Here is a 24,456-nt window from a genome sequence, read left to right on the forward strand (position 1 = left end):
ACTGTATCTGTTACTGATCCACCGCTTTCGCGAGCAAGCCCGCTCCCACATTTGTCCTGTGTTGGACCTGAGAGTAAAGATGACCTCACTCAACCTCACCGACCTCGCCTGGGCCCCTCCCGGCCATGAGCACTGCCATCACCAGTTCCAACTGCGTGATGCCAGCCTGCGGGTGGGTGCCGGTGAGTTTGTCGGGCTGATCGGTCCCAACGGCAGCGGCAAGACCAGCCTGCTGCGCTGTGCCTACCGGTTCAGCAAACCGGCTGCGGGTGAGGTGCTGCTGGAACACCAGAACGTCTGGAAGCAATCCTCGAAATGGTGCGCACAACGTATCGCCGTGGTGCTCCAGGAATTTCCCGATGCGTTCGGCCTGCGGGTGGATGAAGTGGTCGCCATGGGCCGCACACCTCACAAGGGCCTGTTCGACAGCGACACCCTTGAAGACCGCAACCTGATCCGCCAGGCCCTCGAATCCGTCGGCCTGCTGGGCTTTGAAGACCACGCCTTCGCCACCCTCTCGGGGGGTGAAAAGCAGCGGGTGATCCTGGCCCGCGCCCTGGCCCAGCAACCGCAACTGCTGATCCTCGACGAACCGACCAACCACCTCGACCCGCGCTACCAGCTGCAATTGCTGCAACTGGTCAAACGCCTGAACATCGGCACCCTGGCCAGCATTCACGACCTGAACCTGGCCGCCGCGTTCTGCGATCGGCTGTACGTGATCAACCACGGGCGCATCGTCGCCAGCGGCACACCTCACGAGGTGCTGACCGCCGAATTGCTGCGCGAAGTGTTCGGCGTTGAAGCATTGATCGACACTCACCCCTTGTCCGGCTACCCCCGAATTACCTGGATAACCCAACCATGATCCTGCGCTCCCTGCTGTCTCTCGCGTTGCTGCTCGGCACTGCTCAAGCGTTCGCCGAAGCGACCCATTACCCGCTGAAAATCAAGAGCTGCAACCGCGAAGTGACCTTCGCCGAGGCCCCGAAACACGCGGTCAGCCACGACATCAACATGACCCAGATGATGCTCGCCCTGGGCCTCAAGTCGCACATGGCCGGCTACAGCGGCGTGACCGGCTGGAAGTCCGTGACGCCGGAAATGGCGCAGATCCTCGACGGCCTGCCGGAACTGGCGAGCAAATACCCGTCGGTGGAAACCCTGCTCAATGCCAACGTCGACTTCTTCTTCGCCGGCTGGGACTACGGCATGCGCGTCGGTGGCGACCTCACCCCGCAAACCCTGCAACCGTTGGGCATCAACGTCTATGAGCTGACGGAGTCCTGTGCCTTCGTGATGAAGCGCCCGGCGGCCACCCTGGAAGACACCTATAACGACCTGCGCAACCTGGGCAAGATCTTCGACGTGCAGGACCGCGCCAATGCGCTTATTGCACAGATGCAGGCACAGGTGGCCGAAGTGCAGAAAAACCTGCCGGTCGACAAACCTCGCGTGTTCCTCTACGACAGCGGCGAAGACCGCGCCATGACCTCCGGCCGCCTGGGCATGCCCCAGGCGCTGATCGATGCCGCCGGCGGCCGCAACATTCTGGATGACGTGGACGCCAGCTGGACCCGGGTCAACTGGGAAACCGTGGTGGAGCGCAATCCGCAAGTCATCGTGATCGTCGACTACAGCGAAATCACCGCCGATCAAAAAGAGCAGTTCCTGCTGAACAACCCGGCGCTGCAATCGGTGGACGCCATCAAGAACCAGCGTTTTATCGTGATCCCCTACGTGCAAGCCACGCCGGGCATCGACAACGTGCTGGCGGTTGAAACCCTGGCCAAGGGGTTCCACGGCGAATGATTACCCGTCGCTACGCCCTGCTGCTGAGTGCCCTTGGCGCGTTGTTGCTGATCTCATGCGTGGTCTCGCTGGGGTTCGGCTCGGCGCGGGTGCCGGTGGACGTGGTGTGGCGGATCTTGCTGCATAAAGCCTTCGGCATGGGCGAGGTGGACTGGAGCGCCGGGCAGGAACATATCGTGTGGCTGATCCGCGTACCGCGCATGTTGCTCGGTGCCCTGGTGGGCGCCGGGCTGGCGTTGATTGGTGCGGTGTTGCAGGCGGTGACGCGCAACCCGCTGGCGGATCCGCACCTGCTGGGCGTGACCTCCGGCGCCACCCTCGGCGCGGTGATCGTGGTGTTGCATGTGGGTGAAGTGATCGGCCTGCTGACCCTGCCCATCGCGGCGTTCATCGGCGCGTTGCTGAGCATGATCGTGGTGCTGGCGGTGGCCAGTCGCAACGGTCGGCTGGAGAGTGACCGCCTGCTGCTATGCGGGGTGGCGGTGTCGTTCGTGATGATGGCGGTGGCCAATTTGCTGTTGTTCATGGGCGACCATCGCGCGGCCTCGGCGGTGATGTTCTGGATGCTCGGCGGCCTCGGGTTGGCGCGTTGGGAACTGCTGACAATTCCCTTCGCCACGGTGTTGCTGGGGCTGGTGTTGCTGTTGGGGATGGCACGCCCGTTGAACGCGCTGATGGCCGGCGAACAGACCGCCGTGACCCTGGGCCTGAACGCGCGCAATGTGCGGCTCAAGGTGTTTTTGATCGCCTCGCTGATGACCGGCGTGCTGGTGTCCATCAGCGGTTCCATCGGCTTTGTCGGGCTGATGGTGCCGCACATTGCCCGGCGTCTTGTGGGTGCCGAACACCGGCGTTTGCTGCCGGTGTGCGTACTGTTGGGCAGTGTGTTCCTGGTCTGGGTCGATGTGGCGGCCCGCACGATGATCGCCCCCGAAGACCTGCCCATCGGTGTGGCCACGGCGGCCATCGGCGGGCTGTTTTTTATCGGCTTGATGCGCAAGCGTTAAACACCCTGGTCGGCCTGCTTGAAAGCCTGCAACAAGCGCCGTGCCACCTGGCTGCGGGGTTGCCAGAAGCGGTCGGTTTCCAGGATGGTCAGCTTGCCCGAGGTCGCCAACCGACGGATCACCTCGCTGGGCTTGACCTTCATCACACCCGTGTCTTCATCGATCCAGTCATCCCGCAGCAACTGGCTTTCGTCCGCGTGATAGCTGGGCTCATAGACAATCAACGCGCCGTGCACCGGGGTGAAGTAGTAACGCGCCCCCGCGATCTTGCCCTGGCGCAGCATCTCGATGAACCCGCGAATTTCCTTCTGGGCAATGAAGTTGTGGGCCAGGCCTTCTTCGTAGCGATCCCCCAGATGCTGGCGCTCGGTGTCGAGTTTGAACAACTGCTGGACGCCCATCACCTTGTAGCCCGCCGGGTAGCGGGTCGATGTGCTGGGATAGCCGAGGTTCATGATGCCCTCGAACAGTGCCTTGTAGGCCGGTGTATCCGGCCGCAGTCCCACGGCCACCGAGGGGCCCGGGTCTGCCACCGGTTGCACGGCGATGAAGGTGTCGCTGTCGCCGTTGCCCAGCAGCGCCCCCAGCCGCGGCTGGTGCGCCAGCGGCACAACCTGTTGCCACGCCAGGCGCGCCGCATCGTCCGGGTGCGCGCACAACGGGCCAAGGGCCAGGCGGGTATCGAGCACTGCCAGTGTCGTGGCCAGGCGCTTTATGCGTGGCAACAAGGCGTCCCAGAACGGGCTGCTGTCGAGTACCCGCAGCTCGCCGGACTCCACCAGTTTCAGCACATGACTGTCGATGCTGCCACGACTGTTAAGGTGTTTCAGATACGCCGCCTGCCGACGGCTGGAATCCCAATCCGGATCGATCTGCACTGCCTGATACCGAAACAGTGAGCCATCGGGGCACGACACATACAACGCCAGGAAACGCTCGCTCTGTGCCACCCGCGAAAAGCTCAGCGCCGCCAGCACCACGGCCGGAGCCATCAGTTGCGCGTAGCCTTCGGCCTGGGGCAACTCGGGCGCCGCGCGCTGCGGGAGTCTCAGATACAGGCCTTGCAGGCTGTACCCGATGGGCAACTGGCCGCGCAGGAACGCCCGGTCGAGAGCAAAGCCCAGGTCATCCCCCTTGACCGGCGCGCAGGCGACAAAATGCCCATTGTCGGAGGACTTGAGAATCACGCCGAAGCTCAGTTCAGTGCGCGCCTGGGCGTATTGATGACCATGGCGTGCCGCGTCGTCGGCATGCTTGAACACCGGGCCCAGCTGCCGATCCGCCACGGCATGGACCGCCGTCTGCGGTGCAACATAGGCCAGGCCGGGCATCCAGCCCGGCAGCACACGCTGGGCAGTGCCCCACAACGGGCCGCCCTCCAGTACCTGCAAAGTCCCCACCCGCGCCAGCTGATTGACCAGCTCGGTGGGGCTCTTGCGGCCGCTGCGCATCTGCTGCTCGACGGCATTGCTGTAAGGGTCGTGCAGCGCCAGGCTGTTGGGGGCCAGGGAGGTTTCCAGGTGGCTGAGCAACTGTGTCGCTTCGTTGCGCTGGGCCGGGGCGAGCAAGCTCCGCTCCACGTCCTGGGTACTGAAACCGATGAGTGAGCCATCGGGCGTCAGCAGGTATTCGTGGGTCCACAGGTGGCCTGACTTCAGGGCAGTCCCCAGCACGTTGGTCGAGAACAGGTTTTGATACACCGCGTTTTCTTCAGAGGGCAACCAGAACCCCAGCACCCGGGCGGGACGTGACCGGTAGCGCGCGACCATTTTCCAGCCGGGGGCCAGCAGCGCCTGGCTGACGTCCAGGCCCGGCAGGATGACGTTCGGGTCGAAGTCTTCACTCAACACCGGCACCGCCAGGGTCGCGACAAACTTGCCGTTGCGCTGCAACACCAGCCCGCCATGCAGCGTGTCGCGCTGTGTGCCCAGCTGTTGGTGGGCGTAACGCACCGCATCGGCCTGATGACTGAACAGCGGGCTCAATGGGCGACGCATAAAGTTGGCGAAGGCGGTCCATGGGGCTTGGCTGACATCCAGCTTACCCGCCAACCCCCAGCATTCGCTCGGCACCAAAACGCTCAACCAGCTCAACTTCGCCACTTCGTTGACAAACCCGATTGCCGAGAGCTGCCCGCTGGCCATCAAGGTCTGCACGTCTTCAAAGACCCCCGACGGCTGACGCACCGGGTTGAACAGCGTCGATGACACCGGCGTTTGTACCTGCAGCAGCGCCTGGTCCAGTGTCGAGATAAACACCGGCAAGCCCGTCAGTGCGCCTGTCTCCCGTTGGCGCTTGGCCTCGACGGTGGCACTGGCCAGATCCGCCGCCGAAATAAAATGCTGTGCCAGCCAGTGTTCGGCGGTGGTCAGCCCCTGTGGCATCCAGTTGCGCCGGTAAACCAAGGCATGCAGTTGATAACCCGCCGGGTAAATGAATTCGCCGTCGTCATCCACGGCAAACACGGCGTTCAAGGCGAACAGCCCGGCCTTATCCCAGGCGGGTACAAGCTCGGAGCAGACAAAAGCGTCCTGATCGCGATGCTTGAGCATGAAACCGAAACCGGTTTGCGTCGGTGCTTCATGGTCCAGGCGCGTGTGCAGTGCCCGAGCCGCGTCAGCGGCACTGGCGCAGGCCGGACCATAGGCAACCAGCTCCGTCCGTTCGCGCCGGAGTATCGGCAGGCGTGGCTGCCAGTGCTCGGTGATCAGCCCCGGCGCGCCCCACAACGGGTTGCCCAGCACCACCCGCACACTGCCGGCCGCCGCTACTTGCCGAATCCACTCCATCGCCGTCAATGTGCCGTTGGCCAGGTTGAGGGCCGCCGGGCTGCGTTGGGGCGAGGGGTCGAGCGCCTTGAACAGGCTCGCCTGGGCGGGTGAGTCGATCAGGTCATACGCCAGCAAACAATCTTCGGCGCCCGACAGGTAGGCCACGGACACCTGCTGGCGTTTGCGGATCAGCGTGTGCACGTCCAGGGCGCTGAACATCTGCGCCTCCAGACAGGCATCGTCCCGCGACCAGCCCGGGCGCTGCAGGCGCTCGGGTTCCAGCAGCGAAACCCCTCGGCTGGAACCGTATACGGCCTTCAGCACGTGACGGGGCGGGAGCAGTGAGCGGCCCTTGACGTCCTGGGGGTAGACAACGCCCTGGGCAAAGCGCCCGGCGTCACTGGCCGGCAATGGCTCGGTGGCCACATAAAGGCCGTCCGGACGCTGCAGGATATAGCCGCAGTATTCGCCCTCACGCCAGCTGCCGATTTGCCCGTGAGCGTGGCGTGCCGCGTCTTCTATTTGGAGAAAACCGCGGCTCAGTTGCGGGCGAGGTGCCAGGGCGTAAGGTCGCCAGGTGTCGGCGACCAGCCCCGCCACATCCCACAACGTGCCCGGTTGCAACACCGACAGCGCCCCGGCGCCGGCGACCTTTTGGATCATCTCGTGGGGCGTCACGGTAGCGGCTCGCAGCTCATCTCCCAGCCCGTTGTCCGTTACCCGGCCATCGGGCAGCACCTGGTAGAGCTGGCTTTCCTCGGCCGAGCCGGAAGCGTCATAAGCCAGCTGAGCGCCGTCCGCCGTGCTGAGGTAGAAGGCCGGATTGCTCTCGGGGTGGATGCGCAGCGCGGCAATCCCCTGGGCAAAATCCGTGGTGTCGATAAACGCCTCGTACAGCCAGGGTTCGGCGGCGATGCCGGTGGCGTCCGGTTCGCTGCGGCAGTACCAGCCACGCAGGGCGAAGCCTGGCGGCAGGCCGGCATTGCGAAAAACATTCGCCAACTCGAAAAGGGCTTCGCCGGCGGGTATCGGTGCGCAAGGTTCGCTGACCACATACTGCTCTGCACTCGAGTGTTTGAGGATGCAGCCGACTCGCCGGCCATCCGCCGTTGCCTGCATACGGTCATGGGCATAACGGGCGGCGGTTGCCAGGTCAGTGAAAACCCAGCTCAGGGGCGCATTAATGGGGGCTGCGGCGGCGAAAGGCGTTTCGGGTTCCCAGGTGGCCGGGACTCGGCCCTGGACGTTGTACCAGGTCTCATCCGCCAGCAGCACCGTCAACTCACCGAGTTTTACCAGCTCTTTGATCAGCCCTTCACGAGTGCCGTCAAAACCTTGTACGCGGGCCACACCTTGGCCATCGCGCTCAACTCGCGCCAGGTACTCGCCGAATTCACGCTCGGCCCGAGAGCCGCTGACAGCGTATTTGATCAACGTACCGTTCGTTCCGCTGGTGTAAAGCACCTTGATCTGATCGGAAAAAACCAGCGTCATGTCGATTGCTTGAGTCGACGGTGTACTGATCAGGAGCGCCAGTTGTCGCGAGGTTTTTTGAGGATAGTTGGCACGCACCTCGGCCAGGTCGTAGACAGGTCGATTGAACTCGCCAACCAGTTGGTGGCCTTCAAGCTCGACCCGCGTCACAGCGTTGTCGGCGGGCAATGCCCCACCCCACAACGACCGCCACGTGTCAGGGTCTGACAGCCTGGAGGCCACAAACAGCCCATCGCTGCGCTTGAAGATGTAAGCCTGGAGAAAAGAGCCGTGGGGTGAACCCACCGTGTAATGCAGGTAGCGTGCAGCGTCATCGGCGGTGACGAAGGCAGGGCTCAGCGACGCATGGACTTTCGCGAAGGCCCGCCATTGCGGTCCTACCACTCCGGCCTTGTCCCATACCCGTCCGGGCTCAACCACCGTCAGCGTACCCACAGCGGCCACCTGCCGGACAAACTCGGAAGGGCTCAAGGTACCGTCCTTCAAGCGCCTGTCGATCTCCGCACCGTAATTGGCGAACAACCGGGACTGCGCCTGCGAGCCTGTGCAGTGGTACATCAGCAGCGCGCCGTCGTTGGCACGCAAGTAAAAGTGCAAGCCCAGGTCGTCGGTCCCCGCCATCATCGCCACGGCAGCCAACGCAGAAGCCGGGAAGAAATTTTCGGCCAGCCACGACTCCTTCGCCACGGTGGGTTTCGCCTGCGGCGATAGGGAGCAGTAAATACCGAAGGTTAAAAACTCACTGTCCGCCTTGTGCACTTTAGGCAGCGACAACTTGCCACTGGTCAGCGCAAACGCCGCCTTGAGTTCGTCCGACGGAAATTCGGCCACGAACTGGTTCGACGCGCTTTTGTACAGATAGCCAAAGTGGCTCTCCTGCCGTGCGAACCCCAGCGGCGGCAAAACCGCTCGCACCGCGTCCTGCCACCGGCGGCTGACTGGGCTGGCGAGGGGCGCCAGTGCCTCCTGCCCGATCTGCGACAGGGTTTGATTGAGTGTCCACGGCGTCAGCAGTTGGCCAGGCTTTCCACCCAACTCGGCGTTGGCAACGATGACCCGCAGGTAACCGGCTCTGGCCGCCTCATTGATAAAGGCGATGTAGTCGTCGAAATCGGCCGCAGGCTTGGCCGCCATCAACTTGCTCAAGAAGCTGGCCTCAGTCGCAGAGCCGCTGCTTTCATACTGGATGAGCGAACCATAGAACCCGGACAGGTAGTAACGGGTGCACAGCCTGCGCACCTGGATGATGATGCGCAGGATATTGATGGGGAAAAAGCTGCGATCCAGGCGGCGCTGCGCGTCTGTCCAGTGCTGTATCTGCGCGGAGCGCCGGGCGCCGTCCCCGGCGCGCGAACTGTACAGGGCGTGAACGCTGTGGCCCTCGTACGCCAGGAAATTCCTGTTGGCATCGACCTTGAGCAGGTCGCTCTGGAAATCGAATGCAGTGGCGGTGCCGGCCACCGGTACGGTCGGCAGGTACATCCCGTCATCACGCTTGAAAACCAGCCCGCCAAATACCGTCTCCCGCCGGTTGCCGATCTGTTGATGCGCCCAATGGGCGGCATCGTGGTCGGTGACGAATGCCGGCCCCAGATGGGGAACCGGCCTGCGCATGCTCGCCGCTTGATCGTCTTGAATGTGAGTACTGTCCATGTCCATCGCCACTTGAGTGAAGTTAAGAAAACTGACGCTGTCCCTGGGTTGCCGAGGGCGCCAGGCAGGCTTCACTTTCAAGGGTTTGGCTGGACGCAGGCATTAGATAGTTAAGGCTCGGGGCATCAGGCACCATCAGGGTGCGCCTGCGCGCACACGCCGCCGGGAATGGCGCCGCATTGGTGCATCGCCCACCCCCACAGACCGATCACAGCTCGCGCGCACCACGATTGCGCGCCCCGGCACAGCCTTTGCAATCACTCCCTCATCACATCATTGAGTCATGGAGATTGCACAATGAAGCGTCGCAGCTTGATCAAGGCTTTCACACTGTCGGCATCCATCGCCGCGATGGGCATGACCTGGACGGTGCAGGCCGCCGAGACCATCAAGGTCGGCATTCTGCACTCGCTGTCCGGGACCATGGCGATCTCCGAGACCTCGCTGAAAGACATGGCGCTGATGACCATCGACGAGATCAACGCCAAGGGCGGCGTGAACGGCAAGATGCTTGAACCGGTAGTGGTGGACCCGGCTTCCAACTGGCCGCTGTTCGCTGAAAAGGGCCGCCAGTTGCTGACCCAGGACAAGGTCGCCGTGGTGTTCGGTTGCTGGACCTCGGTGTCGCGCAAATCGGTATTGCCGGTGTTCAAAGAACTCAACGGCCTGCTGTTCTACCCGGTGCAATACGAAGGCGAAGAGATGTCGCCGAACGTGTTCTATACCGGTGCGGCGCCGAACCAGCAGGCGATCCCGGCGGTTGAATACCTGATGAGCGAAGAAGGCGGCGGCGCCAAGCGCTTCTTCCTGCTGGGCACCGACTACGTGTACCCGCGCACCACCAACAAGATTCTGCGTTCGTTCCTGCACTCCAAGGGCGTAGCCGATAAAGACATCGAAGAGGTCTACACCCCGTTCGGCCACAGCGATTACCAGACCATCGTGGCCAACATCAAAAAGTTCTCGGCCGGTGGCAAGACCGCCGTGATCTCCACCGTGAATGGCGACTCCAACGTGCCGTTCTACAAAGAGCTGGCGAACCAGGGCCTGAAGGCTACCGACGTACCGGTAGTCGCCTTCTCCGTGGGTGAAGAAGAACTGCGCGGCATCGACACCAAGCCGCTGGTGGGCAACCTCGCCGCCTGGAACTACTTCCAGTCGGTGGAGAACCCGGTGAACAAGAAATTCGTCGCCGACTGGAAAGCCTACGCCAAGGCCCACAACCTGCCGGGCGCGGACAAAGCCGTGACCAACGACCCGATGGAAGCCACCTACGTGGGCATCCACATGTGGGCGCAGGCGGTGGAGAAAGCCAAGTCCACCGACGTCGACAAAGTGCGTGAAGCCATGGCCGGGCAGACCTTTGCCGCGCCGTCCGGCTTCACCCTGACCATGGACAAGACCAACCACCACCTGCACAAGCCGGTGATGATCGGTGAGATCCAGTCTGACGGGCAGTTCTCGGTGGTGTGGCAGACCCAGGAGCCAATTCGGGCGCAACCGTGGAGCCCGTACATTCCGGGGAATGACAAAAAGCCGGATTACGCCGTCAAGAGCAACTAAGACCGACTCGGTCTAAATGTGGGAGCGGGCTTGCTCGCGAAAGCGGTGTGTCAGTCGACGCATCCGAAACTGAGCCAGCGCTTTCGCGAGCAAGCCCGCTCCCACATTGTCCGTGCATGATCAGGACATTTTGTATGCCCACTGCCCTATATCGCTTCATCCTCGCCGCCCTGCTGTTGCTGCCCTTCGCCGCACACGCCAGCGACGCCGAAGACTTCATCAACGCCAACCCGATGCAACAAGCCAAGCTGCTCCAGGACTGGGCCGCCCAGCCCGACCCGGCGCGCATCGAGTTGGTGGACGCCCTGCAACAAGGCCAGATCACGGTCAACGGTGAGACCAAAACCGTACGCCTGAACAACCGCCTGCGCGGCCTGATCGACAACGTGCAAGCCAGCCAGGAATTGCTCGCCGCCGACCCCAAGGTGCGCCTTGCCGCCGCCCAGACTCTGCAAAAAAGCGCACAACCTGCGCAGCTGAAATTCCTCGACCAGCAACTCGCCGGCGAAACCAATGACGACGTACACGTTGCCCTCAGCCTCGCCCTGGCCAACCTGCAACTGGTAGACCCCGACCCGGCCGTGCGCTTGGCCGCCGTGCGCTTGCTCGGTGGCACCGGCGACCCGCTGGCCCGCACTCGCCTGGAAGCCCTGCTCGCCCCCGGCGTCGAAGCCGACGCCACGGTACACACCGCCGCCGAAACCAGCCTCGCTCAGGTCAAACGCAAACTGATGGTGGGCGAGATTCTCGGCCAGGCCTTCAGCGGCATGTCCCTGGGTTCGATCCTGCTGCTGGCAGCGCTCGGCCTGGCGATCACCTTCGGCTTGCTCGGGGTGATCAACATGGCCCACGGCGAGATGCTGATGCTCGGCGCCTACTCCACCTATGTGGTGCAGTTACTGATGCAGCGCTACGTGCCCCAGGCCATCGAGTTCTACCCGCTGATCGCGCTGCCGGTGGCGTTTTTTGTCACCGCCGCCATCGGCATGGCCCTGGAGCGCACGGTGATTCGTCACCTCTACGGCCGCCCACTGGAAACCCTGCTCGCCACCTGGGGCATCAGCCTCATGCTGATCCAGTTGGTGCGCCTGGTGTTCGGCGCGCAGAACGTTGAAGTGGCCAACCCCGAGTGGCTGTCCGGTGGGATCCAGGTGCTGCCCAATCTGGTGCTGCCGTACAACCGCATCGTGATCATCGCCTTCGCGCTGTTTGTGGTGGTGCTGACCTGGCTGCTGCTGAACAAGACACGCCTGGGCCTCAACGTGCGGGCTGTGACCCAGAACCGCAACATGGCAGCCTGCTGCGGCGTGCCCACCGGGCGCGTAGACATGCTCGCCTTTGGCCTCGGTTCCGGCATCGCCGGCCTCGGCGGTGTTGCCCTGAGCCAGATCGGCAACGTCGGCCCGGACCTCGGCCAGAGCTACATCATCGACTCGTTCCTGGTGGTGGTGCTCGGCGGCGTCGGCCAGTTGGCCGGTAGCGTCATGGCCGCCTTCGGCTTAGGGATAGCCAACAAGATTCTCGAACCGCAGATCGGTGCCGTACTCGGCAAGATCCTGATCCTCGCGCTGATCATTCTGTTCATCCAGAAACGCCCGCAAGGACTCTTCGCACTGAAAGGACGGGTGATCGACTGATGAACCAGCCATTGATGCTCACGGCCGCGCAAAAGGCCGGCCCCAAGGTGACCGTCGCGGTCGGTGCAGTGGTACTGATTCTGCTGCTGGCGCTGCCGTTGTTCTCGCTGTTGTCACCGGAAAACCCGCTGCACGTTTCCGCCTATACGTTGACGTTGGTGGGCAAGATTCTGTGCTACGCCATTGTCGCCCTGGCCCTGGATCTGGTGTGGGGTTATGCCGGGATGTTGTCCCTCGGCCACGGCCTGTTTTTTGCGCTGGGCGGTTATGCCATGGGCATGTACCTGATGCGCCAGGCGTCCGGCGATGAGCTGCCGGCGTTCATGACCTTTTTGTCGTGGACCGAGTTGCCGTGGTACTGGACCGGCACCAGCCACTTCCTTTGGGCGATGTGCCTGGTGGTGTTGGCGCCGGGCTTGCTGGCGCTGGTGTTCGGGTTCTTCGCCTTCCGCTCGCGGATCAAGGGCGTGTACTTCTCGATCATGACTCAGGCCCTGACCTTCGCCGGGATGCTGCTGTTCTTCCGCAACGAGACCGGGTTTGGCGGCAATAACGGCTTTACCAATTTCCGCAGCATCCTCGGGTTTGGCATCACCGAACCGGGCACGCGGGCGGTGCTGTTTGTGGCCACCGTGGCGTTGCTGGTGGCGAGCCTGTACATCGGCTGGCGCCTGGCCCAGAGCAAGTTTGGTCGGGTGCTGACGGCACTGCGGGATGCGGAAAATCGCCTGATGTTCTGCGGCTACGACCCACGTGGCTTCAAGCTGTTCGTGTGGGTGTTGAGCGCGGTGCTGTGTGGTTTGGCGGGCGCGTTGTATGTGCCGCAAGTAGGCATCATCAACCCCAGCGAAATGTCGCCGACCAACTCCATCGAGGCCGCTGTGTGGGTGGCCCTCGGCGGGCGCGGAACCTTGATCGGCCCGCTGCTGGGCGCCGGTGTGGTCAACGGAATGAAAAGCTGGTTCACCGTGGCGTTTCCTGAGTACTGGCTGTTCTTCCTCGGTGCGCTGTTCATCATCGTCACCCTGTATTTGCCCAAGGGTGTGATTGGCCTGCTGAAGAAAAGGGGCGACCAATGAGGATCACAGCGACGGCCGAATTTATGCTCGAACCTATCCTTGAACCCAACAAAGACCAGGGCAGCGCCCGCGATGCCATCGGCCTCGGCCAGGCTGCGGGTAAAGGCCTGAACACCCGCCACGGCACCATCCTGACCCTGGAAGACATCAGCGTCAGCTTCGACGGCTTCAAGGCGTTGAACGACTTGAACCTGTACATCGGCGTCGGCGAATTGCGCTGCATCATCGGCCCCAACGGCGCGGGCAAGACCACGCTGATGGACGTGATCACCGGCAAGACCCGGCCCAGCCACGGCAAGGCCTGGTTCGGCGAAACCCTGGACCTGACGAGCATGAGCGAAGTGCAGATCGCCCAGGCCGGCATCGGTCGCAAGTTCCAGAAGCCCACGGTATTCGAAGCCCTCAGCGTGTTCGAAAACCTCGAGCTGGCGCAGAAGACCGACAAGTCGGTGTGGGCCAGCCTGCGGGCGCGTTTGAGCGGCGAGCAGAAAGACCGCATCAGCGAAGTCCTCGACACCATCCGCCTGACCGCCTCGGTCAACCGCCCCGCCGGTTTGCTGTCCCACGGCCAGAAGCAGTTCCTGGAAATCGGCATGCTGCTGATGCAGGACCCGCAACTGTTGCTGCTGGACGAACCGGTGGCCGGCATGACCGACGCCGAAACCGAGTTCACCGCCGAGCTGTTCAAGCGCCTGGCGGGCAAGCACTCGCTGATGGTGGTGGAGCACGACATGGGCTTTGTCGGCTCGATTGCCGACCACGTGACAGTGTTGCACCAGGGCAGCGTGCTGGCCGAAGGGTCGCTGGAACAGGTGCAGGAAAATGAGCGGGTGATCGAGGTTTACCTCGGTCGCTGATGCTTCATGTGGGAGCTGGCTTGCCTGCGATGGCATCGACACGGTGCAGCTGATACACCGAGTCGCCTGTATCGCAGGCAAGCCAGCTCCCACAAGGAATTGAGGAGATTTTGAACATGCTGCAAGTCGACAAGCTGCACCAGTACTACGGCGGTAGCCACATCCTGCGCGGGCTTTCCTTTGAGGTAAAAGTCGGCGAAGTCACCTGCCTGCTGGGCCGCAATGGCGTGGGCAAGACCACCTTGCTCAAGTGCCTGATGGGCTTGCTGCCGGCCAAGGAAGGTGCGGTGAACTGGGAAGGCAAGGCCATTACCGGCTTCAAGCCGCACCAGCGGGTGCACGCCGGTATCGCTTACGTGCCCCAGGGCCGGGAGATTTTTGGCCGCCTGACAGTGGAAGAAAACCTGCTGATGGGCCTGTCACGCTTCCCTGGCTCCGAGGCCAAAGAGGTGCCGGCCTTCATCTACGAGCTGTTCCCGGTGCTGCTGCAAATGAAGCAACGCCGGGGCGGTGACTTGTCCGGCGGCCAGCAACAGCAGCTGGCTATCGGCCGGGCCCTGGCCAGCCGCCCGCGCCTGCTGATCCTCGACGAACCCACCGAAGGCATCCAGCCGTCGGTGATCAAGGAGATCGGCGCGGTGATCAAGAAGCTCGCGGCACGCGGTGACATGGCGATTCTGCTGGTGGAGCAGTTCTATGATTTTGCCGCTGAACTGGCCGACCAGTACCTGGTGATGTCCCGAGGCGAAATCGTCCAGCAGGGGCGTGGAGAAAATATGGAAAGCGAGGGTGTGCGCGGGCTCGTTACGATCTAATCTGTAGCGTCCTAACGATAAGCACTGACCATGACCCTACCTGCCCCCACCGCGCTGTTCACCCCCAGCTGGCACGCCGAGCTGGAACTCGGCTACGCGTGCTTCGGCGACACCACGCGCCCGGTGATGCGCCGTCACCTCGGCCCGCTGCGGGTGCAAAAGCACCTGTACGCCGAAGGCCCCGAGGTGTGCCAGCACATCATCGTGCACCCGCCGGGCGGGATTGCCGGCGGTGATCGCCTCGACATCACGGCCCATGTCGCCGAAGGCGCCTGGGCGCAACTGACCAGCCCCGGCGCGGCCAAGTGGTACCGCGCCGGCGGGCCGGCCTATCAGAAACTGGAGCTGACGGTTGAGGCGGGTGCGACGCTGGAATGGCTGCCGCAGGAGACCATCGTGTTCAGCGCCGCCCAGGCCGAACTCACCACTCGCATCGACCTGCAAGGCGATGCCCGGCTGTTTTACTGGGACGTAGTCGCCCTGGGGCGCCCCGCCAGCGGCGAGCGTTTCGACCTCGGGCACTTCCAGTCGCACCTGGATATCCGCCGCGACGGCCAGTTGATTTGGCATGAACGCCAGCGCATTGTGGGCGCCGACGGTTTGCTCGACTCGCCCATCGGGCTGGATGGGCAACCGGTGTTTGCGACCTTGCTGGTGACCGGCGAAATCGACCCTGAACTGCTCGAACAATGCCGCTCCCTGCCCCACGCGGTACGCGGCGACCTGACCCAATTGCCCGGCCTGCTGGTGGCCCGCTGCCTGGCCAGTGAAGCGCTGCTGGCGCGAGCTTGGCTGATCGCGCTGTGGCGCCTGCTGCGCCCGGCCGTACTGGGCCGCGAGGCGGTATCACCGAGAATCTGGAGCACATGAAGATCAAAAGTCGACCCTGCTCCCCGTGGGAGACGGGCTTGCCCGCGATGGCATCACCTCGGTACATCAGACATACCGAGTCGCCCGCATCGCAGGCAAGCCAGCTCCCACATAAAGCAGCTTTCACATCGGATCTTCAGTGTTTTTATGAATGTTGTTTGAAGGACTTTGAACGATGGACCTGACCCCACGGGAAAAAGACAAACTGCTGATCTTCACCGCCGGCCTGGTGGCCGAGCGGCGGTTGGCGCGCGGTGTGAAGCTCAACTACCCGGAAACCATCGCCTACATCTCCGCCGCGCTGATGGAAGGCGCCCGCGATGGCCGCACCGTCGCCGAGCTGATGCACTTCGGCACCACCCTGCTCACCCGTGAACAGGTGATGGAAGGCATTCCGGAAATGATCCCGGACATCCAGGTGGAAGCCACCTTCCCCGACGGCACCAAGCTGGTCACCGTCCACCAACCCATCGCCTGAGGTCCGGCCATGTCCTTTTTGATTCGTGATGCGGTGCACGCCGATTTGCCAGGGATTCGCGATATCTACAACGACGCGGTGCTGAACACCACGGCGATCTGGAACGAACAACCGGTAGACCTGGGCAACCGCCAGGCCTGGTTCAGTGCCCGCCAATCGCAGTTTTACCCGATCCTGGTGGCCATCGAAGACGAGCAGGTCATCGGCTATGCCTCGTTCGGTGACTGGCGGCCCTTCGAAGGCTTTCGCCACACGGTCGAACACTCGGTGTACGTGCGCAACGACCAGCGCGGCAAAGGCCTCGGCCCACAGCTGATGCAGGTGCTGATCGAGCGGGCGAAAACCTGCGACAAACACGTGATGGTCGCCGCCATCGAAAGCGGCAACCAGGCCTCGATCCGCCTGCATGAGCGCTTGGGTTTCATCACCACCGGGCAGATGCCCCAGGTCGGCACCAAGTTCGGACGCTGGCTGGACCTGACCTTCATGCAACTGACGCTCAACCCAGGCGCTACGCCGCCCAAGGAGTGACACCGATGAACGCCCAACTGCGTCGAGTCAATGCCGAGAGTTTTGCCCATTACCGCCCGGGTTTGATTGAGCTGTTGCTGGACGCCGTGAAGCACGGCGCATCGGTGGGCTTCATGGCCGACTTCGATGAAGCCCAGGCCGGCACTTATCTCAACGGCGTGCAGGCCAGCCTTAACGATGGCAGCCTGCTGCTGTGGGTGGTGGTGCGTGATGAGCACGTCATCGCCAGCGTGCAATTGGCGCTGTGCATGAAAGCCAACGGCCTGAACCGTGCCGAAGTGCAAAAGCTGCTGGTGCACAGCGAAGCCCGGCGCCGCGGCCTCGGCCAGCAACTGATGAGCGCCCTGGAACTGAGTGCCCGCCAGTACAAACGCGGGTTGCTGTACCTGGACACCGAAGCCGGCTCCGGTGCCGAAGCGTTCTACCAGTCGCTGCGCTACACCAAGATCGGTGAATTGCCCGACTACTGCCAAAGCCCGGACGGGCGCTACACCCCGACCGCCATCTACTTCAAGACCCTGGGGCAACCTGCATGATTCCTGGCGAATTTCAGATCCAGCCTGGCGACATCGAACTCAACGTGGGTCGGCGCACCGCCACCTTGAGCGTGGCCAACAGCGGCGACCGGCCGATCCAGGTCGGTTCCCACTATCACTTTTTCGAGACCAACGACGCACTGACGTTCGACCGTGCCGCCAGCCGTGGCATGCGCCTGAACATCCCGGCCGGCACCGCCGTGCGCTTTGAGCCAGGGCAGAGTCGTGAAGTGGAACTGGTGGAATTGAGCGGCAAGCGCCGGGTGTTCGGGTTTGCCGGGAAAATCATGGGTGACCTTTAGGGCCTCATCGCAGGCAAGCCAGCTCCCACCTTTGGAATGCATTCCCCTGTGGGAGCTGGCTTGCCTGCGAAAGCGACTTCACATTCAACACAAATTTCTCAGGGCAAACACATGAAAATCAGTCGCCAAGCCTACGCCGACATGTACGGCCCCACCGTGGGTGACAAGGTCCGCCTGGCCGACACCGAGCTGTTCGTCGAAGTCGAACAGGATTTCACCGTCTACGGCGAAGAAGTGAAATTCGGCGGCGGCAAGGTGATCCGTGACGGCCAGGGCCAGAGCCAACTGCTCGCCCATGAGGTGGTCGACACCCTGATCACCAACGCGCTGATCATCGACCACTGGGGCATCGTCAAGGCCGACGTCGGCCTGAAGAACGGCCGCATCTTCGCCATCGGCAAAGCCGGCAACCCGGACATCCAGCCCGGCGTGACCATCTGCGTCGGCGCCAGCACCGAAGTGATCGCCGGTGAAGGCATGATCCTCACCGCCGGCGGCATCGATACGCACATCCACTTCATTTGCCCACAGCAAATCGAAGAGGCGCTGACCAGCGGCGTCACCACCATGATCGGCGGCGGCACCGGGCCGGCCACCGGCACCAACGCCACCACCTGTACCTCGGGCCCGTGGCACCTGGCGCGCATGCTCCAGGCTTCCGATTCGTTTCCGATGAACATCGGCTTCACCGGCAAGGGCAACGCCAGTCTGCCGGAGCCGTTGATCGAACAAGTGAAGGCCGGCGCCATTGGCTTGAAGCTGCACGAGGACTGGGGCACCACGCCGGCGAGCATCGACAACTGCCTGAGCGTCGCCGACGAGTACGACGTGCAGGTGGCGATTCACAGCGACACCCTCAACGAATCCGGCTTTGTCGAAACCACCCTCGCCGCCTTCAAGGGCCGCACCATCCACACCTACCACACCGAAGGCGCCGGTGGCGGCCACGCGCCCGACATCATCAAGGCCTGCGGCTTCCCCAACGTGCTGCCCAGCTCCACCAACCCGACCCGGCCGTTCACCCGCAACACCATCGACGAACACCTGGACATGTTGATGGTCTGCCATCACCTGGACCCGAGCATTGCCGAAGACGTGGCCTTCGCCGAAAGCCGCATCCGCCGCGAGACGATTGCCGCCGAAGACATCCTGCATGACCTCGGCGCGTTCTCGATGATCAGCTCCGACAGCCAGGCCATGGGCCGCGTCGGCGAAGTGATCACGCGCACCTGGCAGACTGCCGACAAGATGAAAAAACAGCGTGGGCCACTGCCCGGCGACGGCGAAGGCAACGACAACTTCCGCGCCAAACGCTACATCGCCAAGTACACCATCAACCCGGCGATCACCCATGGCATCAGCCACGAAGTGGGCTCGATTGAAGTGGGCAAGTGGGCCGACCTGGTGCTGTGGCGCCCGGCGTTTTTCGGGATCAAGCCGACGCTGATCCTCAAGGGCGGCGCGATTGCCTCAAGCCTGATGGGCGACGCCAACGCCTCGATCCCGACGCCGCAACCGGTGCACTACCGCCCGATGTTTGCCAGCTTCGGCAGCTCGCTGCACGCCACCAGCCTGACCTTTATCAGCCAGGCGGCGTTGGCGGCAGGCTTGCCCGAGCAGTTGGGCTTGAAGAAGCAGATCGCCGTGGTCAAGGGTTGCCGCGAGGTGCAGAAAACCGACTTGATCCACAACGATTACCTGCCGGATATCGAGGTCGACCCGCAGACGTATCAGGTCAAGGCCGACGGTGTGTTGCTGTGGTGTGAACCGGCGGATGTGCTGCCGATGGCGCAGCGTTATTTTCTGTTCTGAAGCGCGATCTCCAGAGCCTCGTCAGTGAGCCTCTGGAGAATCGCCTTGCGCTCCTCGTGCAGTTTCACCGCAAGCGCATCATAGACGTCCTGGTGCATGGGCGTGCCGGGAGGGAAGTCCTCAACCGACTTGTCCAGCATCAGGGCCGAATTGCGCAGGGTATTGCGCAGGGCCATCTTCTGCGACTCAGGCAGTCGACCATTGGCCGCCAGATCATTCATGGCACTCGTCAAGTCTTCCAGCGCCGCCCTTTTGCGCGTCAGCCAGACAAAGGCCGCGGGCGTCGAGCGCTCAAGGTACTCATCCCAGAAGTCCAACTCGACGAGGGCATCCCTGAGCAGGCCGCCCTCCTCCAATGCCATGACCCGATCAAAAGCATCGTCCAGCATCTGCGAGGTGACGTCAGACTCAGGGTACATTACATCCCCTGATTGCCAGGGCAGCTCAAGCCGCTCGGCCAACCCGGTCGAAAACGCCAGATAGATCCCTACTTCATCGATAGCCCGTTCGGGGTTTCCAGCGGCATCGATTCGCCGAATCGGATCATTGGGGAACTTGCGGCCTTGCTCACTCAATGCCACTACTCGGGCGCGAGCAATTTCTCCCAGCTTGTTGAGCCGAGTCCTGCCTTTGGCCACCGTCAGCATCAGTTGCGCGACCACGTCGGGGTCAGGGTGGATCGAAGCCTCATACACCATCACTTCGATCCCCATGGCATTGAACAACTGGGTGCCCGCATCAACGCAACTGGTAGGCGCCATCGCCATGTCGAAAAGCTTCTCACGCAGCCGGGTGTTATCGGCCATGGCGCGCAACATTCGCCAGACCTTGGCCGTAAGGTCTTCCTCGAAGCCTTCCAATACGACATCGGCAGACTCCCTCAACTTGCGGATTTCGTTAAAGAACGGTTCGGCGCCCTTGGCCTCCTCCACGGCATTCCATATGGACTGCAAGGCGCCCCACTCCCGGTGGGTGAGGCCGGCTTTCCATCGGGCGCTGTCCTCCATCCCTCCGGGTGGAAATTGCCGCTCCGGGTCCATGCCAACAGATTCGATATACCGCTTGAGCTGGTGCAGGCCCTCGGACGTCAGCAAGGTCCGGCTGACATGGGTGCGCGCAAGAATCGCAGCCTTCACTGAACCTGGCTCGACCGTCGGCACTTCAAGCGCGTTACCTTCCAGGATCAGGGTAAACCAGCGTGGCCGGGGCATGTCGAAGATGCCAGTCGGCCAAACACTTTGCCCGCTATTGCCCAGAAGAACCCGAAACAGCCGGCCCATCCGGCTGATATCCGGTGCCATGCCCAGCGGGTTGGACTCCAAATTGAGTGTGTGGAGTCGGGTGAGATTCTTCAATCGGTTGACGGCCGCGACGTCCAGCACAATCGCGTTTTCCGCCAGGCTCAACACCTCAAGCCTGGGCAGATGCTCAAGCAACAGGGGCAGGCGAGTGAGCAGGTTGTGGTTCAGGTTGAGGGTGCGCAAGCCGCGAAAGGGAGCCAGGTAAGGCTCGACAGCATCGGTCAGTTCCGCGTCGGAGATTTCCAGGTAAGTGACGTGATCAAAGTTGGCGCTCAGCGCCGGAAGCGACCCCAGCTGAGGTTGTATCTCAACTCCCTCCAGTTCGATCTTCTGGCCCAGCGTATTCCCGAAAACATCCACATCAACCTTACCCACACGCCGCCAGGCTTTAATCAACAACCTTCCCAGTTTTTTACGAATGGCACGCTGCTCTCGGTATTCAGCGCTATTGGCGTCACCATAACCCTGGATCGGTGATGCTTCCCAGGCCTCCAGCGTGGAGCAGAGCGTTTCGTACTCCTGCTCCAGGGAGATGAGCCAGGTATCGTCGGCCGGCGCGTGAGGTGCACGCAGTCGAGCAATCTGCGCTTCGTCATAAGCGGGATAAAGGGCTTTGATACGCTGCTGAACTTTGTGCTCCCAGGACTCCCCTCCACGGCCACTCCAGGAATAACCGACCCGCCCGAGAGAAGAGCGCTGCGGCGGCACGAAAAAGCGTGTGTCCAACGGTTGCATGCCCAGTACCTTACGCAGGCCGGCACGGGACAGGGCGTGCTGTTGAATCAGCTTTCCAAGTTGCGGCCCCTGCCCCACATCGGCTAACCCCAGGGACTGGCGATGCGCATCCGGCAGCGCGTGCTGCAAGGAAGCGTACAAGCTATCGACCCCGTGTAACTCGTTGCCTTGAGTGTCAAACGCCTGATACCGACCATCGCCCACTCGCACCAACAGCTTGAGGTTGCTGGACCCAGGCTGGCCATAGCTGGCACGCAAGCGCCCGCTCACCGAGCCTTCGTGCATTTCAATGCGCAGGTTGTTTCGCCAGCCGGGAAGGCGCTCCAGGGTATTGAGCACCAGAGCCTCAGTGTCAGCATTGGCCAACGCGTCCAGGTACAGCCCTTCATACGCTCGAGTCAGGCGTAACTCCCCAAGCTTCTGGCGCGCTTGCTGCGCCAGCTCCAGGGGAATCTTGCCCTTGGCAATCAAGGCCGCCCGCTGCTCGGCGGTGGCACCGCCCAACAGCTCCTGAGCCATCGCCTTGGGCAGGCTTTTGAAGTCCCGCGCAAACAGTTGCAGTTCAGCACTGTCAGGCGATGACCGCCCGAGGTAGAGGCTGTCGAACACCCGCCGCAGGGACTGTTTTGCATGGATCCCCAGCCGCGCCTGCAACGCCTGGCTACGCGGCGCGGCCCCGTAAGGCAGGTTCTGGCCGAGCAGGTTTTTAAGCTGCTCCTCGGGCAAACTCTCGACGATCAGCGCGGGCAGCTTGCCGCCGAACAGGTCTATGCGACTGATGCTGATAAGACTGGTCCCGGGTGTATGAGGTTGGCCGTAAAGCGAAGACGTCCTGCTTGCGCCATGACCGTCAAATACTTCGATGGTCCTGCCGGAGGGCCAGCCGGGCATTTCCACCATCAACGACGCAGCGTAGCTGCCCAGGTCCATCGACATCGACCCCGCAAGGATCTGCCCACTCAAGCTTTCGGCACGCCCGTAAGCCCGCATGCGCACCGCCGTATCGAGTGTGATTGCCGGAGTGGGCTCGCTTTCCACATACAACCGGCGCAGCACGCTTTCGTCGGTGTCACTGATCTTGCGCACCTGCTCCAACTGCGTATCGCTCAGGTTTTCCATCACATGGCCCAATCGCCGCATCAGCGGAGCGCCTTGCCACGTCAGGGGCTCATCGGCTTCATGGGTCCAGGCGCCTGAACCGTTGTTGACGATCTGTGGCTCATACGCCCCAGGCCTGTTGGGGTGCTGGACCCGGTACACGCCCGGTTCGTCTTGCGCGGTCACCGCGTAGCGATTGCCGTCCACTGACACCACCTGACGCCCGCTGACGGTATGCAACCCCGCCGGGTCGGGAATCGAGCCCGCAGGCAGTTGGATGTCCTGCGCATAGGGCGCGAGGTCGGGCTTCCACAAGCGGGCCTTTCCCGACGGCAGCCTGACCGCCTTGAGCCCCTCGATAAATGGCGACACGCTGAAATGCAATGCAGCGCCGCCCACCGCCAATTGCGCGAGGTTGTCCAGCACATCACCGATATGCGCCCAGCCGGCCTCGCGGTCACCCTGGCCGAGTTCAACCACGCCCTCCAACACTTCGTACAGCAGTTGCCCGGCCGTGACCACTGCCATCACTGCCCCCAACGGAGGAATGATCATCGACACCAGGTTCACGGCGAACAGGCCAATGTTCATCAAATGCGCCAGCCGCCGGTCACGCCCGGCAGCGTCGGTTTGAGCGGTGGGCACCGCCATGCTCAAGGCATCGTCGAGTGCGCGTTTGCGCATGTCGGCGTACAGCTCGTCCCAAGGATCGACGTCGATCCACAGCCCCTTGATCGGGTGGGCGTTGAGGTTCAGGTTTGGCTGGTCCTGCGGCGTGCGGCTGATATGTCGCGGGGACTTTAAGAGGGCGTTGATCGCCTGGAGTTCGATGAGCGATTTTCTTGCGTAGTACTGTCGCCACGCTGGATCAGGACCAAGGGCCACGCGCCTGAGGGGTTCATCGACGCGTTTCTCGGTGAACCGCCCGTAGTAGTAAGCCAGGTATTTTTTCCCGATGAACCGGGAGAAAAACTGTTGATGCGCCGTGACCTGAACCCCTCTGCTATCCCAGTAGTCCTCGGGTTTATAAGCGGTCAGCTCGCGGGTGGTTTCTTCTACGTACGCGGCATGGGTTTCGTAGCGCTTGATGGGATGGTCGGGGTGGTCGGGGATATAGACGATAAACCAGCTCCCATAGCGATGCTCCACGCTCGGGTCGATCATGAGGCAGCCGTGCATTTGCAGGTCCATGATAGTGGGCCAGCGATGCCAGACCTGCTTGTTACCGAGCTTGATGCGTCGCTCGCCATTGGCAATGCGCAGCAGCAGCGCATAGTCGTCACTGCCAATATCCCCCTTGAGCAACGCCACGTAGGCGGCAGCCCTGAAGGCATCCTTTTGCCGGTTGATAAAACGCTCGCGCAGCAAGCCCCTGGACACGGTTTGCACGGGCAACAGGTAGGTAGTGAGGTGCTCCTGGTACCGCTTACCCAAGTCCAGGTCGCGACATAACCGGGCGAAGGTCTCGATTGTCAGGGACGTGGTATAGCGCTCGAAATGCCCATCCGCGCCGGGCGCAGTGATAAAACCTGAAGCACTGTCAGAGAACCCGGCGTGGGTCTCACGCTCCTCAAAATTATTCAAGGCCGCTTGCAACAGGGACAAGGTCTTGGTCCGGTAGCCTGTCGCTAGTCCTTCGACCGGTACATAGAGGCGCAGATGCACCTGGTTGACGTCCAGCTCAAACCCCGCGGCCTTCAACGCCGCCTCCAGCAATGGCTGGGCGAACGCGTTGACCTCTTGCACCCTGGCCGTTAGTTGCTCCAGCGCTTTGTTGGACTTGAAGCTTGCCTCTGACAGTTTTTTGAGTAACGCCCTCTGCTCCGCAGTGGCGGCCGCGTACCAGACGGGGATCTCTGGCCTGGCCTGCCTGATGGCTGCGCGCAGTGCGGGGGATGCGCTGATCAGACTCTCGGGGATGGCGGCCTTGATCTGTGCATAGTGACGCCCTTCACTGCCCGGCAAAAGAGGGGCAGAGGCTTGAGGTGCTGACATATACGAGTACCGTTGAGGAAATAAAGGCGATGACCTTAATCAGTCGCCCCTGGCACTCGGCGGTAGCTATTTGAATGGTTTGAACGCCCCTGCCTGAACCCTCAAAAGGC

16 protein-coding genes are annotated in these 24,456 nt (G+C 62.5%); 14 read left to right on the forward strand and 2 right to left on the reverse strand.

Features of this window, described 5'->3' with window-relative positions:
• Window positions 1–79: 79 nt before the first annotated feature.
• The 3 genes from BLU46_RS13120 to BLU46_RS13130 are packed head-to-tail and all read left to right on the forward strand — an operon-like array spanning window position 80 to window position 2,819.
• Window positions 80–868 carry an ABC transporter ATP-binding protein gene (locus BLU46_RS13120; RefSeq protein WP_093202259.1) on the forward strand — a complete coding sequence of 263 codons (789 nt, stop codon included), beginning with the start codon at window positions 80–82 and terminating at the stop codon, window positions 866–868.
• Window positions 865–1,812, forward strand: a complete 948-nt coding sequence (locus BLU46_RS13125; RefSeq protein WP_093202264.1) for an ABC transporter substrate-binding protein — start codon at window positions 865–867, stop codon at window positions 1,810–1,812. The genes BLU46_RS13120 and BLU46_RS13125 overlap by 4 nt, the downstream gene beginning before the upstream one ends.
• The gene (locus BLU46_RS13130; protein ID WP_063033349.1) at window positions 1,809–2,819 is read left to right on the forward strand and encodes a FecCD family ABC transporter permease; all 1,011 of its coding nucleotides are present in this window, start codon (window positions 1,809–1,811) and stop codon (window positions 2,817–2,819) included. The genes BLU46_RS13125 and BLU46_RS13130 overlap by 4 nt, the downstream gene beginning before the upstream one ends.
• On the opposite strand, the gene BLU46_RS13135 is transcribed toward BLU46_RS13130, so the two are convergent.
• A complete protein-coding gene (locus BLU46_RS13135) occupies window positions 2,816–8,737 on the reverse strand; it encodes a hypothetical protein (RefSeq protein WP_093210155.1) in 5,922 nt (1,973 codons plus the stop codon). The genes BLU46_RS13130 and BLU46_RS13135 overlap by 4 nt on opposite strands.
• Before the next feature lie 297 nt (window positions 8,738–9,034).
• Between BLU46_RS13135 and urtA the strand changes: the two genes are divergently transcribed.
• The 11 genes from urtA to ureC all read left to right on the forward strand — a co-directional run bounded on the left by urtA (window position 9,035) and on the right by ureC (window position 19,217).
• The gene (urtA, locus tag BLU46_RS13140) at window positions 9,035–10,300 is read left to right on the forward strand and encodes an urea ABC transporter substrate-binding protein (RefSeq protein ID WP_093202268.1); all 1,266 of its coding nucleotides are present in this window, start codon (window positions 9,035–9,037) and stop codon (window positions 10,298–10,300) included.
• 134 nt (window positions 10,301–10,434) lie between these two features.
• Entirely contained in the window at window positions 10,435–11,937 is a 1,503-nt protein-coding gene (gene urtB / locus BLU46_RS13145; RefSeq protein WP_063033352.1) for an urea ABC transporter permease subunit UrtB, read from the forward strand.
• Entirely contained in the window at window positions 11,937–13,016 is a 1,080-nt protein-coding gene (gene urtC, locus BLU46_RS13150) for an urea ABC transporter permease subunit UrtC (RefSeq protein WP_093202273.1), read from the forward strand. Before urtB ends, urtC begins: the two co-directional genes overlap by 1 nt.
• A complete protein-coding gene (urtD, locus tag BLU46_RS13155; RefSeq protein ID WP_003217378.1) occupies window positions 13,013–13,873 on the forward strand; it encodes an urea ABC transporter ATP-binding protein UrtD in 861 nt (286 codons plus the stop codon). Before urtC ends, urtD begins: the two co-directional genes overlap by 4 nt.
• A gap of 116 nt (window positions 13,874–13,989) precedes the next feature.
• Window positions 13,990–14,688: an urea ABC transporter ATP-binding subunit UrtE gene (urtE, locus tag BLU46_RS13160; RefSeq protein WP_017478391.1), complete on the forward strand. Its 699-nt coding sequence runs from the start codon at window positions 13,990–13,992 to the stop codon at window positions 14,686–14,688.
• 30 nt (window positions 14,689–14,718) lie between these two features.
• Window positions 14,719–15,558 (forward strand): urease accessory protein UreD, encoded by an 840-nt coding sequence (locus tag BLU46_RS13165; protein ID WP_093202279.1) that lies wholly within the window; start codon window positions 14,719–14,721, stop codon window positions 15,556–15,558.
• A 175-nt stretch (window positions 15,559–15,733) separates the two neighbouring features.
• On the forward strand, window positions 15,734–16,036 hold the full coding sequence (ureA, locus tag BLU46_RS13170) for an urease subunit gamma (RefSeq protein ID WP_003217383.1): 303 nt from the start codon (window positions 15,734–15,736) through the stop codon (window positions 16,034–16,036).
• 9 nt (window positions 16,037–16,045) lie between these two features.
• On the forward strand, window positions 16,046–16,567 hold the full coding sequence (locus BLU46_RS13175; RefSeq protein WP_063033355.1) for a GNAT family N-acetyltransferase: 522 nt from the start codon (window positions 16,046–16,048) through the stop codon (window positions 16,565–16,567).
• A gap of 5 nt (window positions 16,568–16,572) precedes the next feature.
• Window positions 16,573–17,103, forward strand: a complete 531-nt coding sequence (locus tag BLU46_RS13180; protein WP_063033356.1) for a GNAT family N-acetyltransferase — start codon at window positions 16,573–16,575, stop codon at window positions 17,101–17,103.
• Entirely contained in the window at window positions 17,100–17,405 is a 306-nt protein-coding gene (locus BLU46_RS13185; RefSeq protein ID WP_063033357.1) for an urease subunit beta, read from the forward strand. Before BLU46_RS13180 ends, BLU46_RS13185 begins: the two co-directional genes overlap by 4 nt.
• A 111-nt stretch (window positions 17,406–17,516) precedes the next feature.
• Window positions 17,517–19,217, forward strand: coding sequence for an urease subunit alpha (ureC, locus tag BLU46_RS13190; protein WP_063033358.1), 1,701 nt, complete (start codon window positions 17,517–17,519; stop codon window positions 19,215–19,217).
• On the opposite strand, the gene BLU46_RS13195 is transcribed toward ureC, so the two are convergent.
• On the reverse strand, window positions 19,202–24,346 hold the full coding sequence (locus BLU46_RS13195; protein WP_093202284.1) for a dermonecrotic toxin domain-containing protein: 5,145 nt from the start codon (window positions 24,344–24,346) through the stop codon (window positions 19,202–19,204). The genes ureC and BLU46_RS13195 overlap by 16 nt on opposite strands.
• Between the last annotated feature and the right edge of the window lie 110 nt (window positions 24,347–24,456).

It is taken from the genome of Pseudomonas yamanorum (genome assembly GCF_900105735.1).
GTDB classification, from domain to species: Bacteria; Pseudomonadota; Gammaproteobacteria; order Pseudomonadales; family Pseudomonadaceae; genus Aquipseudomonas; species Aquipseudomonas yamanorum.